This window comes from Vibrio sp. 1727 (genome assembly GCF_033344415.1).
Lineage (GTDB): Bacteria > Pseudomonadota > Gammaproteobacteria > Enterobacterales > Vibrionaceae > Vibrio > Vibrio alginolyticus.
The window spans coordinates 158494-177219 of sequence record NZ_JAWPOT010000007.1; the positions used below are offsets into that span (position 1 = coordinate 158494).

At 44.4% G+C, this 18726-nt stretch carries 13 protein-coding genes; 10 read left to right on the forward strand and 3 right to left on the reverse strand.

What is annotated here, in order from left to right; translation table 11 throughout:
• Positions 1–384 precede the first annotated feature (384 nt).
• The 5 genes from R8O10_RS09460 to R8O10_RS09480 all read left to right on the forward strand — a co-directional run bounded on the left by R8O10_RS09460 (position 385) and on the right by R8O10_RS09480 (position 5621).
• On the forward strand, positions 385–1413 hold the full coding sequence (locus tag R8O10_RS09460) for an amino acid ABC transporter substrate-binding protein (RefSeq protein ID WP_005377403.1): 1029 nt from the start codon (positions 385–387) through the stop codon (positions 1411–1413).
• Positions 1414–1631: 218 nt separating this feature from the next.
• Entirely contained in the window at positions 1632–2837 is a 1206-nt protein-coding gene (locus R8O10_RS09465) for an amino acid ABC transporter permease (protein WP_170890643.1), read from the forward strand.
• Position 2838: 1 nt separating this feature from the next.
• Positions 2839–3936 carry an amino acid ABC transporter permease gene (locus R8O10_RS09470; protein ID WP_005389988.1) on the forward strand — a complete coding sequence of 366 codons (1098 nt, stop codon included), beginning with the start codon at positions 2839–2841 and terminating at the stop codon, positions 3934–3936.
• A gap of 23 nt (positions 3937–3959) precedes the next feature.
• Positions 3960–4709: an amino acid ABC transporter ATP-binding protein gene (locus R8O10_RS09475; RefSeq protein ID WP_005377400.1), complete on the forward strand. Its 750-nt coding sequence runs from the start codon at positions 3960–3962 to the stop codon at positions 4707–4709.
• Between the two features lie 249 nt (positions 4710–4958).
• Positions 4959–5621, forward strand: a complete 663-nt coding sequence (locus R8O10_RS09480; RefSeq protein WP_025766607.1) for a Bax inhibitor-1/YccA family protein — start codon at positions 4959–4961, stop codon at positions 5619–5621.
• Between the two features lie 76 nt (positions 5622–5697).
• On the opposite strand, the gene R8O10_RS09485 is transcribed toward R8O10_RS09480, so the two are convergent.
• Entirely contained in the window at positions 5698–6072 is a 375-nt protein-coding gene (locus R8O10_RS09485) for a chromosome partitioning protein ParB (RefSeq protein WP_042523006.1), read from the reverse strand.
• Between the two features lie 408 nt (positions 6073–6480).
• Between R8O10_RS09485 and R8O10_RS09490 the strand changes: the two genes are divergently transcribed.
• Positions 6481–6810, forward strand: coding sequence for a TusE/DsrC/DsvC family sulfur relay protein (locus R8O10_RS09490; protein WP_005377396.1), 330 nt, complete (start codon positions 6481–6483; stop codon positions 6808–6810).
• A 2-nt stretch (positions 6811–6812) separates the two neighbouring features.
• Here the strand turns inward: R8O10_RS09490 and yccX are convergent, their stop codons facing one another.
• Entirely contained in the window at positions 6813–7085 is a 273-nt protein-coding gene (gene yccX / locus R8O10_RS09495) for an acylphosphatase (protein WP_033905335.1), read from the reverse strand.
• Between the two features lie 90 nt (positions 7086–7175).
• Here yccX and R8O10_RS09500 point away from each other — a divergent pair, with 90 nt between their 5' ends.
• Positions 7176–8579 carry a methyl-accepting chemotaxis protein gene (locus R8O10_RS09500; protein ID WP_053304484.1) on the forward strand — a complete coding sequence of 468 codons (1404 nt, stop codon included), beginning with the start codon at positions 7176–7178 and terminating at the stop codon, positions 8577–8579.
• 160 nt (positions 8580–8739) lie between these two features.
• Positions 8740–9933 carry a class I SAM-dependent methyltransferase gene (locus R8O10_RS09505; protein WP_017634613.1) on the forward strand — a complete coding sequence of 398 codons (1194 nt, stop codon included), beginning with the start codon at positions 8740–8742 and terminating at the stop codon, positions 9931–9933.
• Positions 9934–9986: 53 nt separating this feature from the next.
• Here the strand turns inward: R8O10_RS09505 and R8O10_RS09510 are convergent, their stop codons facing one another.
• Positions 9987–16358 carry a Calx-beta domain-containing protein gene (locus R8O10_RS09510; protein WP_318191332.1) on the reverse strand — a complete coding sequence of 2124 codons (6372 nt, stop codon included), beginning with the start codon at positions 16356–16358 and terminating at the stop codon, positions 9987–9989.
• A gap of 389 nt (positions 16359–16747) precedes the next feature.
• On the opposite strand from R8O10_RS09510, the gene R8O10_RS09515 reads away from it, so the two are divergent.
• On the forward strand, positions 16748–18061 hold the full coding sequence (locus tag R8O10_RS09515; RefSeq protein ID WP_021707835.1) for a TolC family outer membrane protein: 1314 nt from the start codon (positions 16748–16750) through the stop codon (positions 18059–18061).
• A gap of 2 nt (positions 18062–18063) precedes the next feature.
• Positions 18064–18678 (forward strand): OmpA family protein, encoded by a 615-nt coding sequence (locus R8O10_RS09520; protein ID WP_005377363.1) that lies wholly within the window; start codon positions 18064–18066, stop codon positions 18676–18678.
• The last annotated feature ends 48 nt before the right edge of the window (positions 18679–18726 follow it).

The following is an 18726-nucleotide window of genomic DNA, read 5'->3' on the forward strand; positions in this document are numbered from 1 at the left end:
GTATCACAAATAATTTTTGTTTGAATTTTTACTGAACTTCACCTTGCTCAGCTAATGACAGTTTTAATAACAACTTTTTATTCTTTTGTATTGTTCACTCTTCTATTGATTGTTCTGATGCACCAAATTGTCCATGAATTGCACTATTTACAAACAATTAACATTTCGTCATTCTAAATCTCAAGGCACTTTGTAAGTTCTCTCAAAACTTCATTTAAATTATATATTTGAGAATTAACAGATCCTTTCCTACGCTTATAACTGGTTGATCTATCGAATGCCGTTTCTTCGAAAATCAATCACGTAGGACGATAACTCTAACGAATTGGACACGTTATTTCAGGTCACTCCTGATTAAACATGGATCATACAGGAAGGATACAAATGGCAAATAAACTCACAGTTCTTGCTTCCGTCGTAGCGGCTTCTACTGCGATGATGGCAACATCAGCTCAAGCAGCAGACACTACTCTGGACAAAGTCACAAAACAAGGTTTTCTTACTTGTGGTGTAAGTACCGGTCTACCTGGTTTCTCTAACCCTAACTCAAAAGGCGAATGGGAAGGTATCGACGTAGAATATTGCCAAGCACTGGCTGCAGCCGTTCTTGGGGATAAAACGAAAGTTAAATATGTACCCCTAACCGCAAAAGAACGTTTCACTGCGCTTCAATCTGGTGAGATTGATGTGCTTTCCCGTAACACGACCTGGACTCTCCACCGTGACACTGCACTGGGCCTAAACTTCGTAGGTGTGAACTACTACGACGGTCAAGGTTTTATGGTGAAGAAGGAACTTGGTATATCAAGTGCTAAAGAGCTTGATGGTGCGTCGGTATGTGTTCAATCAGGTACAACAACCGAGCTAAACCTTGCAGATTATTTCCGCAACCAAGGCATGGCGTACAAACCTGTGGTATTCGACACAGCGGCGCAAACTTCGAAAGGTTTTGATGCGGGACGCTGTGACGTATTAACAACTGACCAATCTGGCCTTTATGCACTGCGTTTGAATTTGAAAGATCCGTCCTCTGCGGCCGTTCTTCCAGAAATCATCTCTAAAGAGCCACTAGGTCCAGTCGTTCGTCAAGGCGATGATCAATGGTTTAACATCGCTAAGTGGACATTGTCTGCGATGATTAACGCTGAAGAATACGGTATTAGTTCGAAGAATGCGGATGAAATGCTGAAGTCAACAGATCCAAACATCAAACGTATCCTTGGTGTTGATGGCCCTAAAGGCAAAGGGTTGGGTATCCGCGACGATTGGGGCTACCAGGTTATCAAACAAGTTGGTAACTATGGTGAAAGCTTCGAACGTACAGTCGGTACTGGTTCGCCGTTAGAAATCTCTCGTGGCGTTAATGCGCTATGGAATGCAGGCGGCTTTATGTACGCGCCACCAATCCGATAGAAAGAGTTAATCAGGGCGGTTCATGCCGCCCTTTTTCTTGATTATATCTCACTGTATGAGTAAGGATCGCTCATTGGATGGCGAAAAGCGCTCGCTTTGTGGAACGGCTTTAAAGGTTCGTAAGCCGCTAGACATGAGAGCGTTATTCTTTAGCCAGCAAGGACGAAACTTCGTTATACAGGCCGATATCTATAACTAAGGTTTGAGGTTATCGCTGTATGAAACCGACACAAGATGCATCGCCAAGTACGATGTCCAAACCAAGCGGAAGCAAGAGCCTGATTTATAATCCTGCCTTTCGTTCTGCTATTTTCCAGATCATTGCCATTGCTGCACTGGTATTTTTCTTTTACACGATTGTAAACAACGCTCTCAATAACTTAGATGCTCGTGGTATTGCAACGGGCTTCGGTTTTCTGAATCAAGAAGCCGGGTTTGGTATTGGGTTAACATTAATTGAATACGATGAAACGTACTCTTACGGTAGAACATTTATCATCGGCCTTCTTAATACGGCGTTAGTCTCTGTATTAGGTATTATTCTGGCTACTGTGATTGGCTTTACCATGGGGGTTGCCCGCCTTTCTTCTAACTGGTTAGTTAGTCGTTTAGCGGCAGTTTATATCGAAACTTTCCGAAATATCCCCCTTCTTCTGCAAATATTCTTCTGGTATTTCGCTGTTCTTCAAGCATTACCCTCACCACGCCAAAGCTTAAGTCTTGGTGAAGCTATTTTCCTGAACGTTCGTGGCTTATATTTCCCTGCACCGACTATGGAACCTGGCAGTAGCTACGTTATTGCGGCGTTAATCTTCGGGGTAATCGCAAGCTTATTAATTAATATATGGGCGAATAATAAGCAACGTCTCACTGGGCAACAAACCCCAATGGGAAGAATAGTTTTGGGTTTAGTTGTTGGCCTTCCATTGGTTGTGTACTTCCTTGCTGGTATGCCAATTTCACTGAATTATCCTGAACTAAAAGGGTTTAACTTCCGAGGTGGTATTAGCATTATTCCTGAATTGGCTGCGCTACTTTTGGCATTGAGTGTTTATACAGCTTCTTTCATTGCTGAGATTGTTCGCTCTGGTATTAATGCGGTTAGTCATGGTCAAACCGAAGCAGCGATGTCGCTAGGCTTACCACGCTCGAAAACTTTAAAGCTTGTTGTCATTCCTCAAGCGTTACGAATTATTATTCCACCTTTAACCAGTCAATATCTCAACCTCACCAAAAACTCATCGTTAGCGATGGCGATTGGTTACCCAGATCTTGTCTCTGTGTTTGCTGGTACTACCCTGAACCAAACGGGACAAGCGATTGAGATCATTGCGATGACGATGGGCGTGTACTTGACATTAAGTCTGATTACGTCTGCATTAATGAACTTGTATAACCGTAAAGTCGCGCTGGTGGAGAGATAATATGAGTACTCATCAATTTCAACCGGATCTCCCACCACCCGCCAATACTGTAGGCTTCGTTGGTTGGATGCGGAAAAATCTATTTAATGGCCCTATCAATTCCATTGTTACTGTCATTCTTGCGTATATTGTCGTAACTGCAATATGGTATATCGTGGATTGGGCGTTTATTAACGCAGACTGGATTGGCTCAACGCGTGACGACTGTAGCCGAGATGGTGCTTGCTGGGTATTTATCAGCGTGCGCTGGGAGCAGTTCATGTATGGTTTTTATCCAGAGTCCGAACTATGGCGCCCTCGCCTGTTCTATATCACATTAGCCATATTTACTGTTTTACTCGCGTATGAGAAGACACCGAAACGGATGTGGATTTGGCTTTTCTTCGTAAACATCTACCCATTCATCATCGCTGGACTTTTATACGGTGGTGTCTTTGGACTAGAAGTGGTCGATACACACAAATGGGGTGGACTACTCGTTACGCTCATTATTGCGTTAGTTGGTATCGTAGTTTCACTGCCAATAGGTGTGGTGCTTGCGCTTGGTAGACGTTCAGAGATGCCGATCATTCGCAGCATTTGTACCGTCTACATTGAAGTTTGGCGTGGCGTTCCGCTGATTACGGTTTTGTTCATGGCTTCGGTTATGCTTCCATTATTTATGTCTGAAGGTTCAGAGACAGATAAACTGATTCGCGCCCTTATCGGTGTGGTTATGTTTGCCTCAGCTTACATGGCAGAAGTGGTACGCGGTGGTCTACAAGCCATTCCGAAAGGTCAATATGAAGCCGCTGATGCGCTTGGGTTAAGTTACTGGAAAAAGACTGGGCTGATTATCTTGCCACAGGCGCTAAAGATTACTATTCCTTCTATCGTGAACACTTTCATCGGTTTGTTTAAAGACACCAGTTTGGTACTCATCATTGGTATGTTTGACGTACTCGGTATAGGGCAAGCAGCAAACACCGACCCTGAATGGTTAGGTTTTGCTACAGAAAGTTATGTATTTGTCGCGTTAGTGTTTTGGGTATTTTGTTTTGGCATGTCGCGCTATTCGATATGGCTTGAAAACAAACTTCATACCGGTCACAAACGATAACTCATCAAGATCAAGGACGTATTATGACGCAACAACAAGATTACATGATCCAATTGAAGGACATGAATAAATGGTATGGTGAGTTTCACGTACTAAAAAATATTAACCTCGACGTTAAGCGCGGCGAGAAAATCGTTATCTGTGGTCCATCAGGGTCGGGAAAATCAACGATGATTCGCTGTATTAACCGTCTTGAAGAGCACCAAGCAGGCAGCATTTACGTCTCTGGTACGGAATTAACTGAAGACTTAAAGAACATTGAAGCAGTGCGCCGAGAAGTGGGCATGTGCTTTCAACACTTTAATCTCTTCCCTCATTTAACCGTACTGGAAAACTGTACGCTCGCGCCTATCTGGGTGAAGAAGATGCCAAAAGATGAGGCAGAAGCAGTTGCGATGAAATATCTGGAACGTGTAAAAATTCCAGACCAAGCGGAGAAGTATCCCGGTCAGTTGTCTGGTGGTCAGCAACAACGTGTGGCGATTGCTCGCTCTTTGTGTATGAACCCTAAAGTCATGCTTTTTGATGAGCCAACATCTGCACTCGACCCGGAAATGGTTCGCGAAGTACTGGATGTAATGGTCGAACTCGCCGAGGAAGGCATGACTATGCTATGTGTGACACATGAAATGGGCTTTGCTAAAGAGGTTGCCGATCGCGTGATATTCATGGACGCAGGAGAGATCATCGAAGAAAACAACCCGGTCGACTTCTTTGAGAATCCTCAATCGGATAGGACCCAAAACTTCCTAGCGCAAATCTTACACCACTAAGATTTAGCCGAATCGACATAAAAAAGCACTGGTTTCTATGAAGCCAGTGCTTTTTGTTACTAAATTCAAAAATCTGTGTAAGAATCAACATAGCTATGCTAGGCAGTAATATTGTGTTACAAGTTGCCAAATACATAACATCTTATTTCTATTATTATTTTATCTAAGTTACGTATGGTTAGGGCTTGATTTTTTGAACTTTCAATCCCATAAATGTACTTAAAAGAAAGTCTCTTATCGAGGAAGATTATGAACAGTCCAATGTTTACCCGCACTTCAACTCAAGAAAGTGCTCTACAAACGAACAAAGTATTGCGTAATACTTACGCTCTACTTTCAATGACACTTTTATGGTCGGCAGTCGTTGCTGGCGTTGCAATGGCATTTAACCTTCCACATCCAGGTATCATCCTAATGCTGGTTGGTTTCTACGGCCTACTATTCTTAACAGAAAAAAACCGTAACAACAGTCTTGGCCTTGTGTTTACGTTCCTATTTACTGGCTTCTTAGGTTACACCGTTGGCCCTATTCTAAACATGTACATAGGTGCAGGCATGGGCGATATCGTATTAACCGCACTCGGTGGTACGGCACTATCTTTCATGGCAGCATCGGCATACGCACTAACAACGAAACGTGACCTATCGATGATGGGTGGCTTAATGCTATCACTATTTGTTGTGCTGGTTGTGGGCATGATTGCAAGCTTCTTTATTCAATCAACCCTTTTACACTTGGCGTTGAGCAGCTTGTTTATCATTTTCTCTACTATGGCGATCCTGATGACAACACAAAGCATTATTCGTGGCGGTGAAACAAACTACATCTCTGCGACAGTAACTTTGTATGTGTCAATCTACAACATCTTCATCAGCCTACTAAGCATTCTAGGCATCATGAACGACGATTAATCGTTTCTCGTTAAGTAGAATCAAAAAGCCCGAAGGTAATTCCTTCGGGCTTTTTCTTTGCAAGTAATTCAGTTTGTTACGCTTGGTCTACCGCCAACTCGATAACTTCGTCAGCTTCTGGGTTTTCTCTAAAGCGTCTCACTTTAATCGTTTCCTCTCCTAACATGATTTGCTTGGCGATTCGGTGCATACCGTCAAAAACACGATAGTCACTGGTTAAGATTACCGGATACGACAAATCAGCATTGTTGATTCGTTGGCAATGTTTTGCAATTTCACGGCAGGTTGGCTGTGGCCCTTCATGACTAAACCAAGTCACTTCATTTGGGCCTTTTATATCAGCAATCGCAATTTCTTCTACAGGTAAGGATTCTGCAAGTTGCCAAATTCGCTCGATGGACCAAGTGGATTTTACATTGTCATTAATCTCAATGTAACGTTGTTTCGACATGACTAACTCCTTGTCATCATTGTTGTTTCTAACCTGAATACAGGCTTTCATTAATCCAATGAGAATATCGGTCTATGAAAACAAACACAACGTTGTCAGCTATTCATTCACCCATAAAATCCCATAATCAGACAAGTAGCCAAGAAAAAACCAAAACAAAAATGAATAAGCCTGGATATCCATGCAATTTCGTTGGTACTCATCCCGTAAAATTTCTAACAAACTGAATAGTTTCCTATTTATTTGAATAAAAGAGCATTTCTATCAAAGTGCCTAGCTCAGTCAAAAACACTCACCATTTTGTACGCTTTTGATTCGCTCGATACGACTTCGAGATTCTTTTGTTGAGAACATTCTCGGCTGTCGCTAATCTATAAACATCCATGTTTACTTAACGGATAAAACGTTATGTTCGTTTACAACGGCAAAGAAATTGAAACGGATGCTCAAGGCTACTTATTGGATCATACTCAATGGGAAGAAGGTATGATTGAGCTTTTAGCAAAAGAAGAAGACATCGAGCTTACGGATGCTCATTTGGAAGTTGTGCATTTTGTGCGAGACTTTTATGAAGAGTTTAATACCTCCCCTGCAGTGCGTATGCTTGTGAAAGCGATGGAAAAAGCGCACGGCCCAGAAAAAGGTAATAGTAAGTATCTATTCAAGCTGTTTAAAAAGGGGCCAGCCAAACAAGCAACCAAATTAGCCGGCCTACCAAAGCCAGCTAAATGCTTGTAGATTCATAAAATTTTAAAACCGCGTAACGGCTTATACGACGCAGGCTCCTGCATCACATGCTCTACTGTTGCCGTTCGCGGTCCTTCTTGTAACCATTTCGAAAACGCAACTATTTGCGCGTCTGTTCCACACGCCATCACTTCAACATCACCATTGTTTAGGTTCTTCGCATAACCTGTTAACCCTAGCTTCAATCCTTGATGGGAAGTATGGTAACGAAAGCCCACGCCTTGAACATGACCTTTTACTATAAATCTCTCACACTTTACGTTCATCTTTGTACCGCTTCTTTTTACTGAGTGATATATTCTTTTCGTCTATTCACCCCACTAAGGATAGTGGGTTTTTGCACGGTTATTATAATTATGAAAGAAATTCCATTCCGCTGGATTGATAAGTATCTCATTCACTTAAAGATTCAAGAAAAGTTCTATTTGCTCTTCGTTCTCCCTCTTCTTGCTTTAGTCATTCTCACTCTCGTCCTTAATAGCGCGGCTAATACACTGATCTCAAGTATGTACCAAGAAGAGCTCATGCTTATGAAAGGTCTGATAGAGGCAGGCAATCTTTCTCAATCTCAAGTAGCAAGCCTCATAGCGGGTTCAGAAACCGTTTCTATTGGCTCAGGGCCGCAATCCGTGTCAGTTTTAAATGGTGCGTACAGCTTGGTTGCAAACCATGAACTTTCTTTATGGACTGCCCTATCAACGACTCAAGTGAGCATCATCTGTGTGAGCTTGTTTATTCTCGCTCTTGGCGTTTACTACATCATGACGTTTATTGGCGGCGCGATGTTCACGATGAACAAAGCATTAAACACCCTTGCTGGTGGCGACTTAACTGCGAGAATGAACTTCTTCCCTGTTCGCGACGAGTTTAGTGAAATTGCTATTACGATAGACAAAGTTGCAGAGCGAGAGCAACAAATGGTGCTGTCGATTCAAGAGTCTGTGGCGTTAATGCAACAAATTAGCTCAGACCTGAATCAATCGATTCATCACAGTTCAGATATTTCAGCGACTCAGCAGGAACACCTCAACTCTCTTGCGAGTGCAACTGAACAGATGGCATCAACGATTCGAGAAGTCGCGACACTAGCTCACGATTCAAGCACGCAAACCGATGATGCGCGAAACGTGGCTCAGTCTGGACAAGTGAAAGTTGAGAATACGCTTCACTCGATTTCGAACCTTTCTAATGAGATTCAATCTGCGTCTCAAGCCGTTGCCGAGTTAGATGCCAATGCAGCACAAATTGATGAAGTCGTGACAACCATCAATGGGATCTCCGAGCAAACCAACCTACTTGCTCTGAACGCGGCTATTGAAGCTGCACGTGCTGGAGAACAAGGTCGTGGATTTGCGGTCGTTGCGGATGAGGTTCGCGCTCTTGCGGGACGCACTCAGCAAGCGACAGTGGAAATCCAAACGATGATTGAATCGTTACAGCGTAACAGTCAGTCACTTACTAAGCTGATGGAAGTGACAGTTAATAACGCAAATGAGGGACAAAACCTCATGACGGAAGTGAATCACGAAATCGGCTCTTTGGCAGATAAAAATCAAACTATCTCCGACAGTAGCATTCAAATTGCAACAGCAGCTGAAGAGCAAGGTGTAGTCGCGGACAATATCGCCTCAAGCGTTGAAGAAATTCGAGTTCAAGCAGATAACGTGTGCAATATGATAAGCACGACTTCACAAAACGTTGATCAACTGCGTAAGCAAAGCGACACAATGGAAGCACTACTTACTGGACTTAAAGCATAGCAACGGAATCTATTACAGCAAATTCAATAAAAGGGTCACTTTAGTGACCTTTTTTGTATTTAAAAGTCACTACAATGTACTGGATTGCCGAGGGATATTGCTTTTACCATTTACATCCCGGACAATACGCCCCTTTCAAAATTCAACAAGAGCTAATGAAATGACAGCTGCTATCTATTTGGTTAAAGGTCGTGAGAAATCGGTCAAGCGCAAGCACCCTTGGATCTTCTCTCGAGGCATCAACAAAGTTGAGGGCGAACCTGCTCTTGGCGAAACGGTTGATGTATTTACTCACGACGGTAAATGGCTAGCTAAGGCGGCATATTCGCCAGCTTCACAAATTCGTGCTCGTATTTGGAGTTTTGATAAAGAAGAAATCGACACCGCGTTTTTCGTTAAACGACTTAAAGACGCACAACTTCTTCGTGAAGACATTATCAAACGTGATGGCCTTACGGGTTATCGCCTTATCGCAGCAGAGTCTGACGGCTTACCTGGCGTTACGATCGACCGTTACCAAAATTTCTTTGTGTGCCAACTTCTCAGTGCTGGCGCAGAACACAATAAGCAGGCTATTGTTGACGCTCTGGTTGAGTGCTTCCCTGATTGTAATGTGTACGAGCGCTCTGACGTGGCCGTTCGTAAAAAAGAAGGTTTAAAAGAGAGCACGGGCGTTTTGCACGGCGAAGAGCCACCTAAATCGGTCGTCATCGAAGAAAATGGCGTAAAGATTAGTGTAGATATCGTTGGCGGACACAAAACAGGTTTCTACCTAGATCAACGTGATAGTCGCCAGCAAGCGATGAAATATATGAAAGGCAAAGAAGTTCTTAACTGCTTCTCTTACACAGGTGGCTTCGGACTTTACGCTCTAAAAGGTGATGCAAAGCGTGTGATTAACGCTGACGTGTCGCAACCTGCTTTAGATACCGCAAAATTCAACGCAGAGCTAAACGAGTTTGATATTTCGAAGAAGCGTGCCGTGTTCCTAAATGCAGACGTGTTTAAGCTACTTCGTGAGTATCGTGATCAAGGAACTCAGTTCGATGTGGTTATTATGGACCCACCGAAGTTCGCAGAGAGCAAAGCACAACTAAACGGCGCATGTCGTGGTTACAAAGACATCAACATGCTTGCAATGCAAATTCTAAAACCGGGCGGCACGCTACTGACCTACTCGTGCTCTGGCTTGATGGATCAAGTTCTGTTCCAGAAAATCATCGCTGATGCAGCCGTAGACGCTAACCGCCAAGTAAAGTTTGTGGAGCGTTTTGAACAAGCCGCTGACCACCCAACCGATACAGCATATCCAGAAGGTTTCTACTTAAAAGGTTTTGCATGTAAAGTGCTTTAGGCTACGAATAAGTAAGACAAAGCAGAAGAAAAGGGCCTACTGGCCCTTTTTCATTATGGCTCTAAGTTAACCTTAGTTAGTGCGGATAACACATCTCTCTCAAAGTCCGCATTTCCCACGATTAAATCACTAAACTCTGTCGCCCCGTTTTCTATTACGATAGTTTGAATTGAGTTTCCATCGTTATGGGTTATTTCTAGAGATAAGTCATCGCCATCAATGTTCAAGTCAATACTATTGAGAAGTTCTTCTATCGTATTGTGCCCTGCATCTTCAACGACTTCACTCAGATCTAAGGTGTCCAAATCTCTCTCAAAACCTCTAATTAGATCTGTTCCTGTATCCAAGGAGTCGTTGACCCATTTAAAGACATCTGCCTCGTTATCATTACCGATCAAGATGTCATGACTTACGTCTACTTCAGCTTCAATAATATTTGCAGAGCCATTACTTGAAGCATTTACTCCTCCGTTTTCATCAATAACGAATTGCAGGGTATTCTCACTTTGATCGCCATCGTTATCCGTCAATACATAATCGAAGTCTAACGTTTCAACTGTATCACCCACTGCACCATAAAATGCATACGCACCATCGTTTAGGTCGATTTCCAGAGTATGTTTGCTGTCGATATAGATAGTAAGCTGCATCGTTGTGTCGTCAAATGCATGCGAAATACCATCGTTATTGTCAGTTACTATTAGGTCTGTACCATCAAACGAATAAGTGACACCGTCATGTTCTATTTCGCTAATATAACCACCATCTGCACCAATACCTGTATCTGGAGAAGTGGTATACATCAAGTTCCCCCCAACAGGTTGAATCACTGACTGCAACATAACCGGAGGTAATTGAGTTACGTCAGGAACCACAACACCATCAAGGTCTTGATTCAAAAAGCCATCATATGCTACGCGATCTAATTGCTCCGGCATAAGATTAACGCCCATACCATACGCTAGGGCTGTTATCTGATTATCAGGATCGGTTAGGTGATCAATCCAACTCTGCTCGCGAGCGTCGTTTATAAATGATGACGCAGGGTTTGGCTGACCATCTGACAAGAAGTAACTAACATTCGACGCACTGGTTAACTTACCTACATCATCCCATGACTGTTTTGCTTCATTTAGCGCGTTGTTATAGTTAGTCGCGCCACCCGCAGTTAGCGTCTCAATATACGCTTTGGCCTCCTCGACCGTCAGCCACGTCGCAGCACCTATAGCGTAAGTGGATGCTGTACTGCTATAAGTAATAATTTGAACTCGCGTTTGACCGATAGACTCATATTGATTCAATAACTGAGTTGCCGAATCTTTCATTATCTGCAAGCGATTATCCGTTCGCATAGAACCCGAGACATCCATTATGAGCTGAACGTTGGCACTTTCTTTAGTTTCTGCAACTACATCGTGAATAATAGATGCAGAATCTGGTGAGTCATCTTCCACAATAACGTTGACCGTTGTGGAGTTAGTAAGGCCACGAGCATTCGAGACAAGCACAGGCACCTCAATATTTAAGGTGTCTTCTCCAGATGGGTTGGAGTGATCAATCGGACCAAGAAGCTCCGTAGATACCACTCCAGTATCATTGACTGATATTTTGATAACCTCTTCACCGTTCGCTGAACCGATAAGCATTTGGTCGTTATTTGATAACGTCCACGTTACAGAGATCCCGTTACTAGTAAGAGCTGTAGATGGTTCACTGAGCGTAACAGAATCAACGGTTTGACCCAGCGTCAATTGTTCTACATCAGAACTCGAGTCAGTTGTGTCATCAAAGCCGTTTAGAGCAGAGTCATCAGCAATGGCGTTGCTTAAGCCTTCCTCAGAAACGTTTAGTGTTACACCTTCTACGATTGGTGGGGCGTAAGGGTTGACAGAAAAGTACCCCGTTTTACTGTCGCCATCATTATCAGTAATAGTGTAGTTAAAATCGATATCCCCATCGCCATAAGGTGAGGTCAAAGGCAAGTATTGGAAGAACTCCCATTTTCCAGTGCTAGGTGTAAGTTGAACTTCGAATGCAAGCTCTCCATCAGCCTCTGCAATCAGTCTATTAGAGTTTTGTGGATCGACGTATATCAACACGTCTTTACCATCTAGAGTCTCTAAACCAGCCTCACCTCCATTTAAGACTATAGAACCAGGGCCATCAGCTCCATATACAGCACCGAGGTTCCCATCCGCACTAGCAATTGGCACGCCAGAGTACGCACCTGTAAAGGTTATTGATTTAACGGTAAAGTCACTGTTGTCTTCAGTATCCGGGCCATTGCCATTACTGGTCGCCTCGAGGATGATTTTATCAAAGCCTCCCTGTTGAACATTGAAATTTGCCGCGTAATCACCACTGCTTGCGTCAGAGCTGAACGATTGCTGAGCAATTAATACACCATCTCTATAAAAAGATGCGATTCCTTTCTCAAGTTCACCACCAAACATTTTCTCAAATTCTATTTCTGCTCCGTAAGCAACTTTATTGCCTAAGTCTATGATTAACTGCTCTGATACACCCTCATTACCCGCGAATCGATAATCGACTTCGTTTTCTAATTGGAAGCCGTTGTTACCAGAACTTTTAACGCCAATCCCTTCTGATGATTGATTGATTTCAGCTGTTCCCAGCATCACAGATTCGTCAGACACAAAACCGTTTGCAGTCACAACAACGTCCCCAAATGTTCGACTGGTTGCATCTGCCTCACTTCCTGCAAAATCTATGCGCCCTGTCAGAACGTTAGGTGCACCAGTAAGCGACACATCGACGGGTTGAACAACAACAGGCACGTATGGGCAATCATCTTCAACGGCCACATTTAAGCTTTGAGATGTTGTTGTTTGTCCATCACTTACAGAAATCTGTAAATCAAAGTTGATGATGTCTTCCACATCATTAACAGGATGATCAAGTGGCTCAAACAGAGTAATAGTATAGTCCCAAGAGCCTTGACCTGAAGCTGAAGGCTCGCTCAGCACAACAGTAGCAACAACGCTCAGGTGAGCAGTTTTCGCAGTCAGCGTTTGAGTACTGTTGTCCCACGTCCACGATATAGGCTCCCCTCCTGATGTTAGGTTGTTAGGACCTGCCAATACCACTGAAACATTCGCCGTGTCTGGATCGGCAACTGTGAATGTTCCTGAGAAACTTGCGGAGTTAGTAGTGTCTGAAGGTGATCCTGTATTATCAGGGATACCATTAGCTAAACCTTCTTCCGAAACAACTGCATTCACAACATTTGAAATAGAAGGAGGAGCATCATTATCAATAATCGTTGCCGTACCGGTATCGCTGCCTTGCACTGCACCAATGCCGGTTACTGTCACGCTGAAATCTTCAGGGCCTTCATAAACAGCGTCATCAATGGAAGCGATACGCACATCAAACTCAGTTTGCCCTGCTGGCACGGTCACCACACCATCGTTTGGCACTGTCACCCAACCACTTCCGGTGTTGTATTCCAAGGTACCTAAGTCACCGGCTTCGGTGTCACCCAAGTTCAGGCCTAGTTCGACTTGAACTGTAGACTCGGCGGCGTTCGACAACGTTACTTTGAAGTTCGCTGTCTCACCCTCATTAATCGTACCAGCGTCTGAAATAGTCACATTCGGGCGGTCATCATCCGGATCGGGGCCTGGCCCCGTGCCGTCATCCACTATCGTCGCCGTACCGGTATCACTGCCTTGCACTGCGCCAATGCCAGTCACCGTCACACTGAAATCTTCAGGGCCTTCATAAACGGCGTCATCAGTGGAAGCGATGCGCACATCAAACTCAGTTTGCCCCGCCGGCACCGTCACCACGCCATCATTTGGCACTGCAACCCAACCGGAGCCTGTGTTGTATTCTAAGGTGCCTAAGTCTCCAACTTCGGTGTCACCTAAGTGCAGGCCTAGCTCGACTTGAACTGTAGACTCGGAGGCATTCGACAACGTCACTTTGAAATTCGCTGTCTCACCCTCATTAATGGTGCCAGCATCGGTAATAGTCACGCTTGGACGGTCATCATCCGGATCAGGGCCCGGACCACTGCCATCATCCACTATCGTTGCCGTACCCGTATCGCTGCCTTGCACTGCGCCAATGCCAGTCACCGTCACGCTGAAATCTTCTGGGCCTTCGTACACCGCGTCATCAATGGAAGCAATACGCACATCAAACTCGGTTTGCCCCGCCGGCACCGTCACCACGCCATCGTTTGGCACTGCAACCCAACCGCTTCCCGTGTTGTATTCTAAGGTACCTAAGTCACCGGCTTCGGTGTCACCTAAGTTCAGGCCTAGTTCGACTTGTACTGTAGACTCAGAGGCGTTCGATAAGGTCACTTTGAAGTTCGCTGTCTCACCCTCATTGATGGTGCCAGCATCGGTAATAGTCACATTCGGGCGGTCATCATCCGGATCGGGGCCTGGCCCCGTGCCGTCATCCACTATCGTCGCCGTACCGGTATCACTGCCTTGCACTGCGCCAATGCCAGTCACCGTCACACTGAAATCTTCTGGGCCTTCATAAACGGCGTCATCAATGGAAGCAATACGCACATCAAACTCAGTTTGCCCTGCTGGCACCGTTACTACGCCATCGTTTGGCACTGCAACCCAACCACTTCCCGTGTTGTATTCCAAGGTACCTAAGTCACCGGCTTCGGTATCGCCGAGATTAAGACCCAACTCCACTTGCGTTTCCGCTTCAGAGGCGTTCGATAAGGTGACTTTGAAGTTCGCCGAATCCCCCTCATTGATGGTGCCAGCATCGGTAATAGTCACGCTTGGACGGTCATCATCCGGATCAGGTCCTGGACCCGTACCGTCATCCACTATCGTTGCCGTCCCCGTATCGCTGCCTTGCACTGCGCCAATGCCAGTCACCGTGACACTGAAATCTTCAGGGCCTTCGTACACCGCGTCATCAATAGAAGCAATGCGCACATCAAACTCAGTTTGCCCCGCTGGCACCGTTACTACGCCATCGTTTGGCACTGCAACCCAACCGGAGCCTGTGTTGTATTCCAAGGTACCTAAGTCACCGGCTTCGGTATCGCCTAAGTTCAGGCCTAGTTCGACTTGTACTGTAGACTCAGAGGCGTTCGATAAGTTGACTTTGAAGTTCGCTGCCTCTCCCTCATTAATCGTACCAGCGTCTGAAATAGTCACGCTTGGACGGTCATCATCCGGATCAGAGCCTGGACCACTGCCATCATCCACTATCGTTGCCGTACCGGTATCGCTGCCTTGCACCGCCCCAATGCCAGTCACCGTCACGCTGAAATCTTCTGGGCCTTCATAAACAGCGTCATCAATGGAAGCGATACGCACATCAAACTCGGTTTGCCCCGCTGGCACCGTTACTACGCCATCGTTTGGCACTGCAACCCAACCGCTTCCCGTGTTGTATTCTAGGGTGCCCAAATCTCCAACTTCGGTATCGCCTAAGTTCAGGCCTAGCTCGACTTGAACAGTGGACTCGGAGGCATTCGACAGCGTCACTTTGAAGTTCGCTGTCTCACCCTCATTAACCGTACCTGCATCACTCATCGTTACCGCTGGGCGATCATCATCAGGATTTGAGCCAGGTCCACTACCATCATCTAAAATAGTGGCAGTCCCAGTAACAGGTGTGCTTTGTTCTTCTGTCGTGCCAGAGAGCGTAAACGTTTCTGGGCCTTCAAATACAGAGTCGTCAATAGAGTCTATAGAGACCGTAAAGTCACTTTCACCCGGTGGGATCGAAATGGTAAAGGTTCCGCTTTCACCGACTGAAACTTCTTCTGTTGTACCATCAGAAAATGTTATGAGGACACGCTCATTGACGTAGTCACTCCCGTTCTCGTCAGCTGAGCCGCCTGTTGCGGTTCCATCAAGGAGAGAAAGAATGACATCAGTGTTGTCTTCAGTTGTTTGACTTAGAGTAATATCGAATACAACTTGGTCACCTTCGTTGATAGTCGGACTAGATATTTCTTGAACTAAGATAGTCGGTGGTACAGGGCCATTAATTACTCTGAAAAGATCCAACAAAGATAGTGCTTGAGTTGTAGATAGTCCGATTCCATCAATACCGACGGTCTCAAAATTCGTACTAGCCAACAATTCAGCGCCAGTACGATCTATTGCACCAGTATTTTGGGGGCTAGAACCACTTTCCTCACCTGCAGCTGGCTCAAAATCCTCACCAAGAGCAGTAGGGTCTTCTCCACTAACGATAGCCTCGATTAGCGCAGTGACATCATCAGTAACGTTAATTGAACTACCTTGCGGTGTTACCTGTTGTACAATTAATTCTGATGTATCAGAAACTTCCTCAATAATTAATTCACCAGGCTGAGGTAGCTGACCACTTTCAAGACTTCTCAGGTTCCCATCAAGCCCTATAACCACGACATTGCTCATCAATGAACTTAACGCTACTCGATCCATGCTCTTCATCCTTGTATTAGTTTAATTAAAGGCTTGTTACTGCACTAAACACGTCTATAGTTTAGACAAAATATGAATTTTTCGTTTTATTCCAAGAGGATTTAGTTTTTTGAGAGTAATAAGGAAAATAACCGAAGAATTTGCCTTCATTTAAACCAGTTTCCGCTATGCTCTTAAGATAAAAAGGTTTTCTACGAAAAAATCGACCACTTACCAAGCAAGCTTTGCCTCGTATGCTAGAGTTTAGAGAGTAAGATTGTTGTTTTTTATTGAATTAAACATTTAAACATCAACAAGTTGATAATACGCACTAAGAAAATTCATTGTTTGTAACTTCTCGTCTCAAATATGAAACAGAATAAGAGCGACATGATTTTAGGAGAACTAACGTGAGATGGAATCGAGTACATATAGCCTGCTGTTGCTTAATAGTGTCTTCACCAGTTTTCGGTCAAACTCTAGAGCAAGCGGTTGCACAGACGCTACAAAATAACCCCGATATTAAGAGTGCATTTAACGAGTTTATGAGCCAGAAGTACATAAATGAAGCTTCATCAGGTGCTTACCTCCCCTCTGTTGATCTAGATGCTGGAATTGGATATGAAGGATTAGACCCGTCAGATGAAGTTGGTCGAGGAGACACGGATTACACTCGAAAGGAAGCTTCAGTGACACTGACCCAACTAATATGGGATGGTAGCGCTACATTAAATGATATTGATCGAACCGCAGCTGATGCTGAATCTGTTAGATTTCAACTCTTAGCAGATGCTTCAGATAAGGCACTTGAAGTGACTAAAGTGTACTTGGACGCTGTTAAAGCGTATGAAGTCCTAAAGCTTTCAGAAAACAACCTTGCTGTTCATAAAGATATTTACGATGACATTAAAAAACGAGTCAACTCGGGTATCGGCTCTACTGCTGACTTGACGCAGGTAGAAGCACGTTTGGCAAAAGCACACGGAAACTTAGCTGCTGCTCAAAATAACCTGTATGACTCTCACACGATGTTCACTCGTTTAGTCGGTCAAACACCACAAGGGTTAATCTTTCCGAGAGCGGACCAAAACTTTATCCCGTACACGGTTGATGAAGCGGTAGGCTTGGCATTTGAACTTCATCCCGTTATTCAAGTGGCGCTCGCAGACGTAGACTCGGCTAAGTTTCAATACAAACAGTCTAAAGGTGTTAATTACCCAACCATTTCAATTGAAGCTTCGCAAACATGGCGTGACGACGCTGATGGTTTAAAAGGTCGAAGTGATGAGACACTTGCCATGCTGCGTCTACGCTACAACCTATTCAATGGTGGCAGTGATGCAGCGAACTCAGAAAACTTTGCCTACCAGCTAAATAAAGCAAAAGACTTGCGTGAAGGTGCCTATCGCAATGTTGAAGAAGGATTAAGGCTTTCTTGGAGTGCGCTTGATTTAACATTACAACAAAAAGAGTTTCTATCAGATCATGTAGACTCTGCGTCTGAGACCGTAATTGCTTACGAGAAGCAATATCGCATCGGTAAACGAACACTGCTTGATCTATTGAACACTGAAAACGAGCTCTTTGAGGCGCGTAAAGACTACTTAGATTCTAAATACGCAGAGCAGTACGCCAAATATCGAGTGATGAACGCAACTGGGCAACTGTTGAGTGCATTAAGGGTTGAAATGCCTAAAGAATGGCTAGAAGAAGTGGAGTATTAATTATGAAACACATAGCTTTTATTACACTCTCATTAATGCTCTCCGCATGCAGTTCATCAGATCGTGGTGATGAATATGATTACATAGATACCCCAATTGCCGATCAGTGGGCTGATCATATAGATGATGACTCTGACGGAGTCATTAACGAGCGAGATTTGTGCCCGGGTACACCTTTGGGTGCCGAAATAGACAACGACGGTTGTGGTTCGTACGTTGACTCCTCACAAGAAATGCAAATTCGAGTACTATTTGCGAACGATTCCGATGTGATCAACCCTATCTTTACGCAACAAATTCTTGAACTATCCGACTTTTTGAAAGAGTACCCGAACACGTCTATAGAGATTCAAGGTTATGCTAGTCGCACTGGTACTGCAGAACATAATCTTGACTTATCTAAGCGCCGCGCTGAAAACGTTAGAAAAGAGCTCATGAAGAACGGCATTAGTGGAGATAGAGTTACCATTGTCGGCTATGGAGACACAGTACTTGCGACACAAGGTACAGACCAAGTTAGTCACGCATTGAACCGTCGAGTAACCGCAACAGTGATTGGCCACAAGGGTGAAGTGAAGAAAGAATGGACCGTTTTCACAACACTTCCAAAAAGCTAGCACAACAATAAACAGACCGTAAAAATAAAAGGTCTAGCAAATTGCTAG

What these genes read in the sequence shown, in the direction of transcription:
- R8O10_RS09460 (WP_005377403.1), top strand. Translation starts at nt 385, where the DNA reads ATGGCAAATAAACTCACAGTTCTTGCTTCCGTCGTAGCGGCTTCTACT.
- R8O10_RS09465 (WP_170890643.1), top strand. Translation starts at nt 1,632, where the DNA reads ATGAAACCGACACAAGATGCATCGCCAAGTACGATGTCCAAACCAAGC.
- R8O10_RS09470 (WP_005389988.1), top strand. Translation starts at nt 2,839, where the DNA reads ATGAGTACTCATCAATTTCAACCGGATCTCCCACCACCCGCCAATACT.
- R8O10_RS09475 (WP_005377400.1), top strand. Translation starts at nt 3,960, where the DNA reads ATGACGCAACAACAAGATTACATGATCCAATTGAAGGACATGAATAAA.
- R8O10_RS09480 (WP_025766607.1), top strand. Translation starts at nt 4,959, where the DNA reads ATGAACAGTCCAATGTTTACCCGCACTTCAACTCAAGAAAGTGCTCTA.
- R8O10_RS09485 (WP_042523006.1), bottom strand. Translation starts at nt 6,072, where the DNA reads ATGTCGAAACAACGTTACATTGAGATTAATGACAATGTAAAATCCACT.
- R8O10_RS09490 (WP_005377396.1), top strand. Translation starts at nt 6,481, where the DNA reads ATGTTCGTTTACAACGGCAAAGAAATTGAAACGGATGCTCAAGGCTAC.
- yccX (WP_033905335.1), bottom strand. Translation starts at nt 7,085, where the DNA reads ATGAACGTAAAGTGTGAGAGATTTATAGTAAAAGGTCATGTTCAAGGC.
- R8O10_RS09500 (WP_053304484.1), top strand. Translation starts at nt 7,176, where the DNA reads ATGAAAGAAATTCCATTCCGCTGGATTGATAAGTATCTCATTCACTTA.
- R8O10_RS09505 (WP_017634613.1), top strand. Translation starts at nt 8,740, where the DNA reads ATGACAGCTGCTATCTATTTGGTTAAAGGTCGTGAGAAATCGGTCAAG.
- R8O10_RS09510 (WP_318191332.1), bottom strand. Translation starts at nt 16,358, where the DNA reads ATGGATCGAGTAGCGTTAAGTTCATTGATGAGCAATGTCGTGGTTATA.
- R8O10_RS09520 (WP_005377363.1), top strand. Translation starts at nt 18,064, where the DNA reads ATGAAACACATAGCTTTTATTACACTCTCATTAATGCTCTCCGCATGC.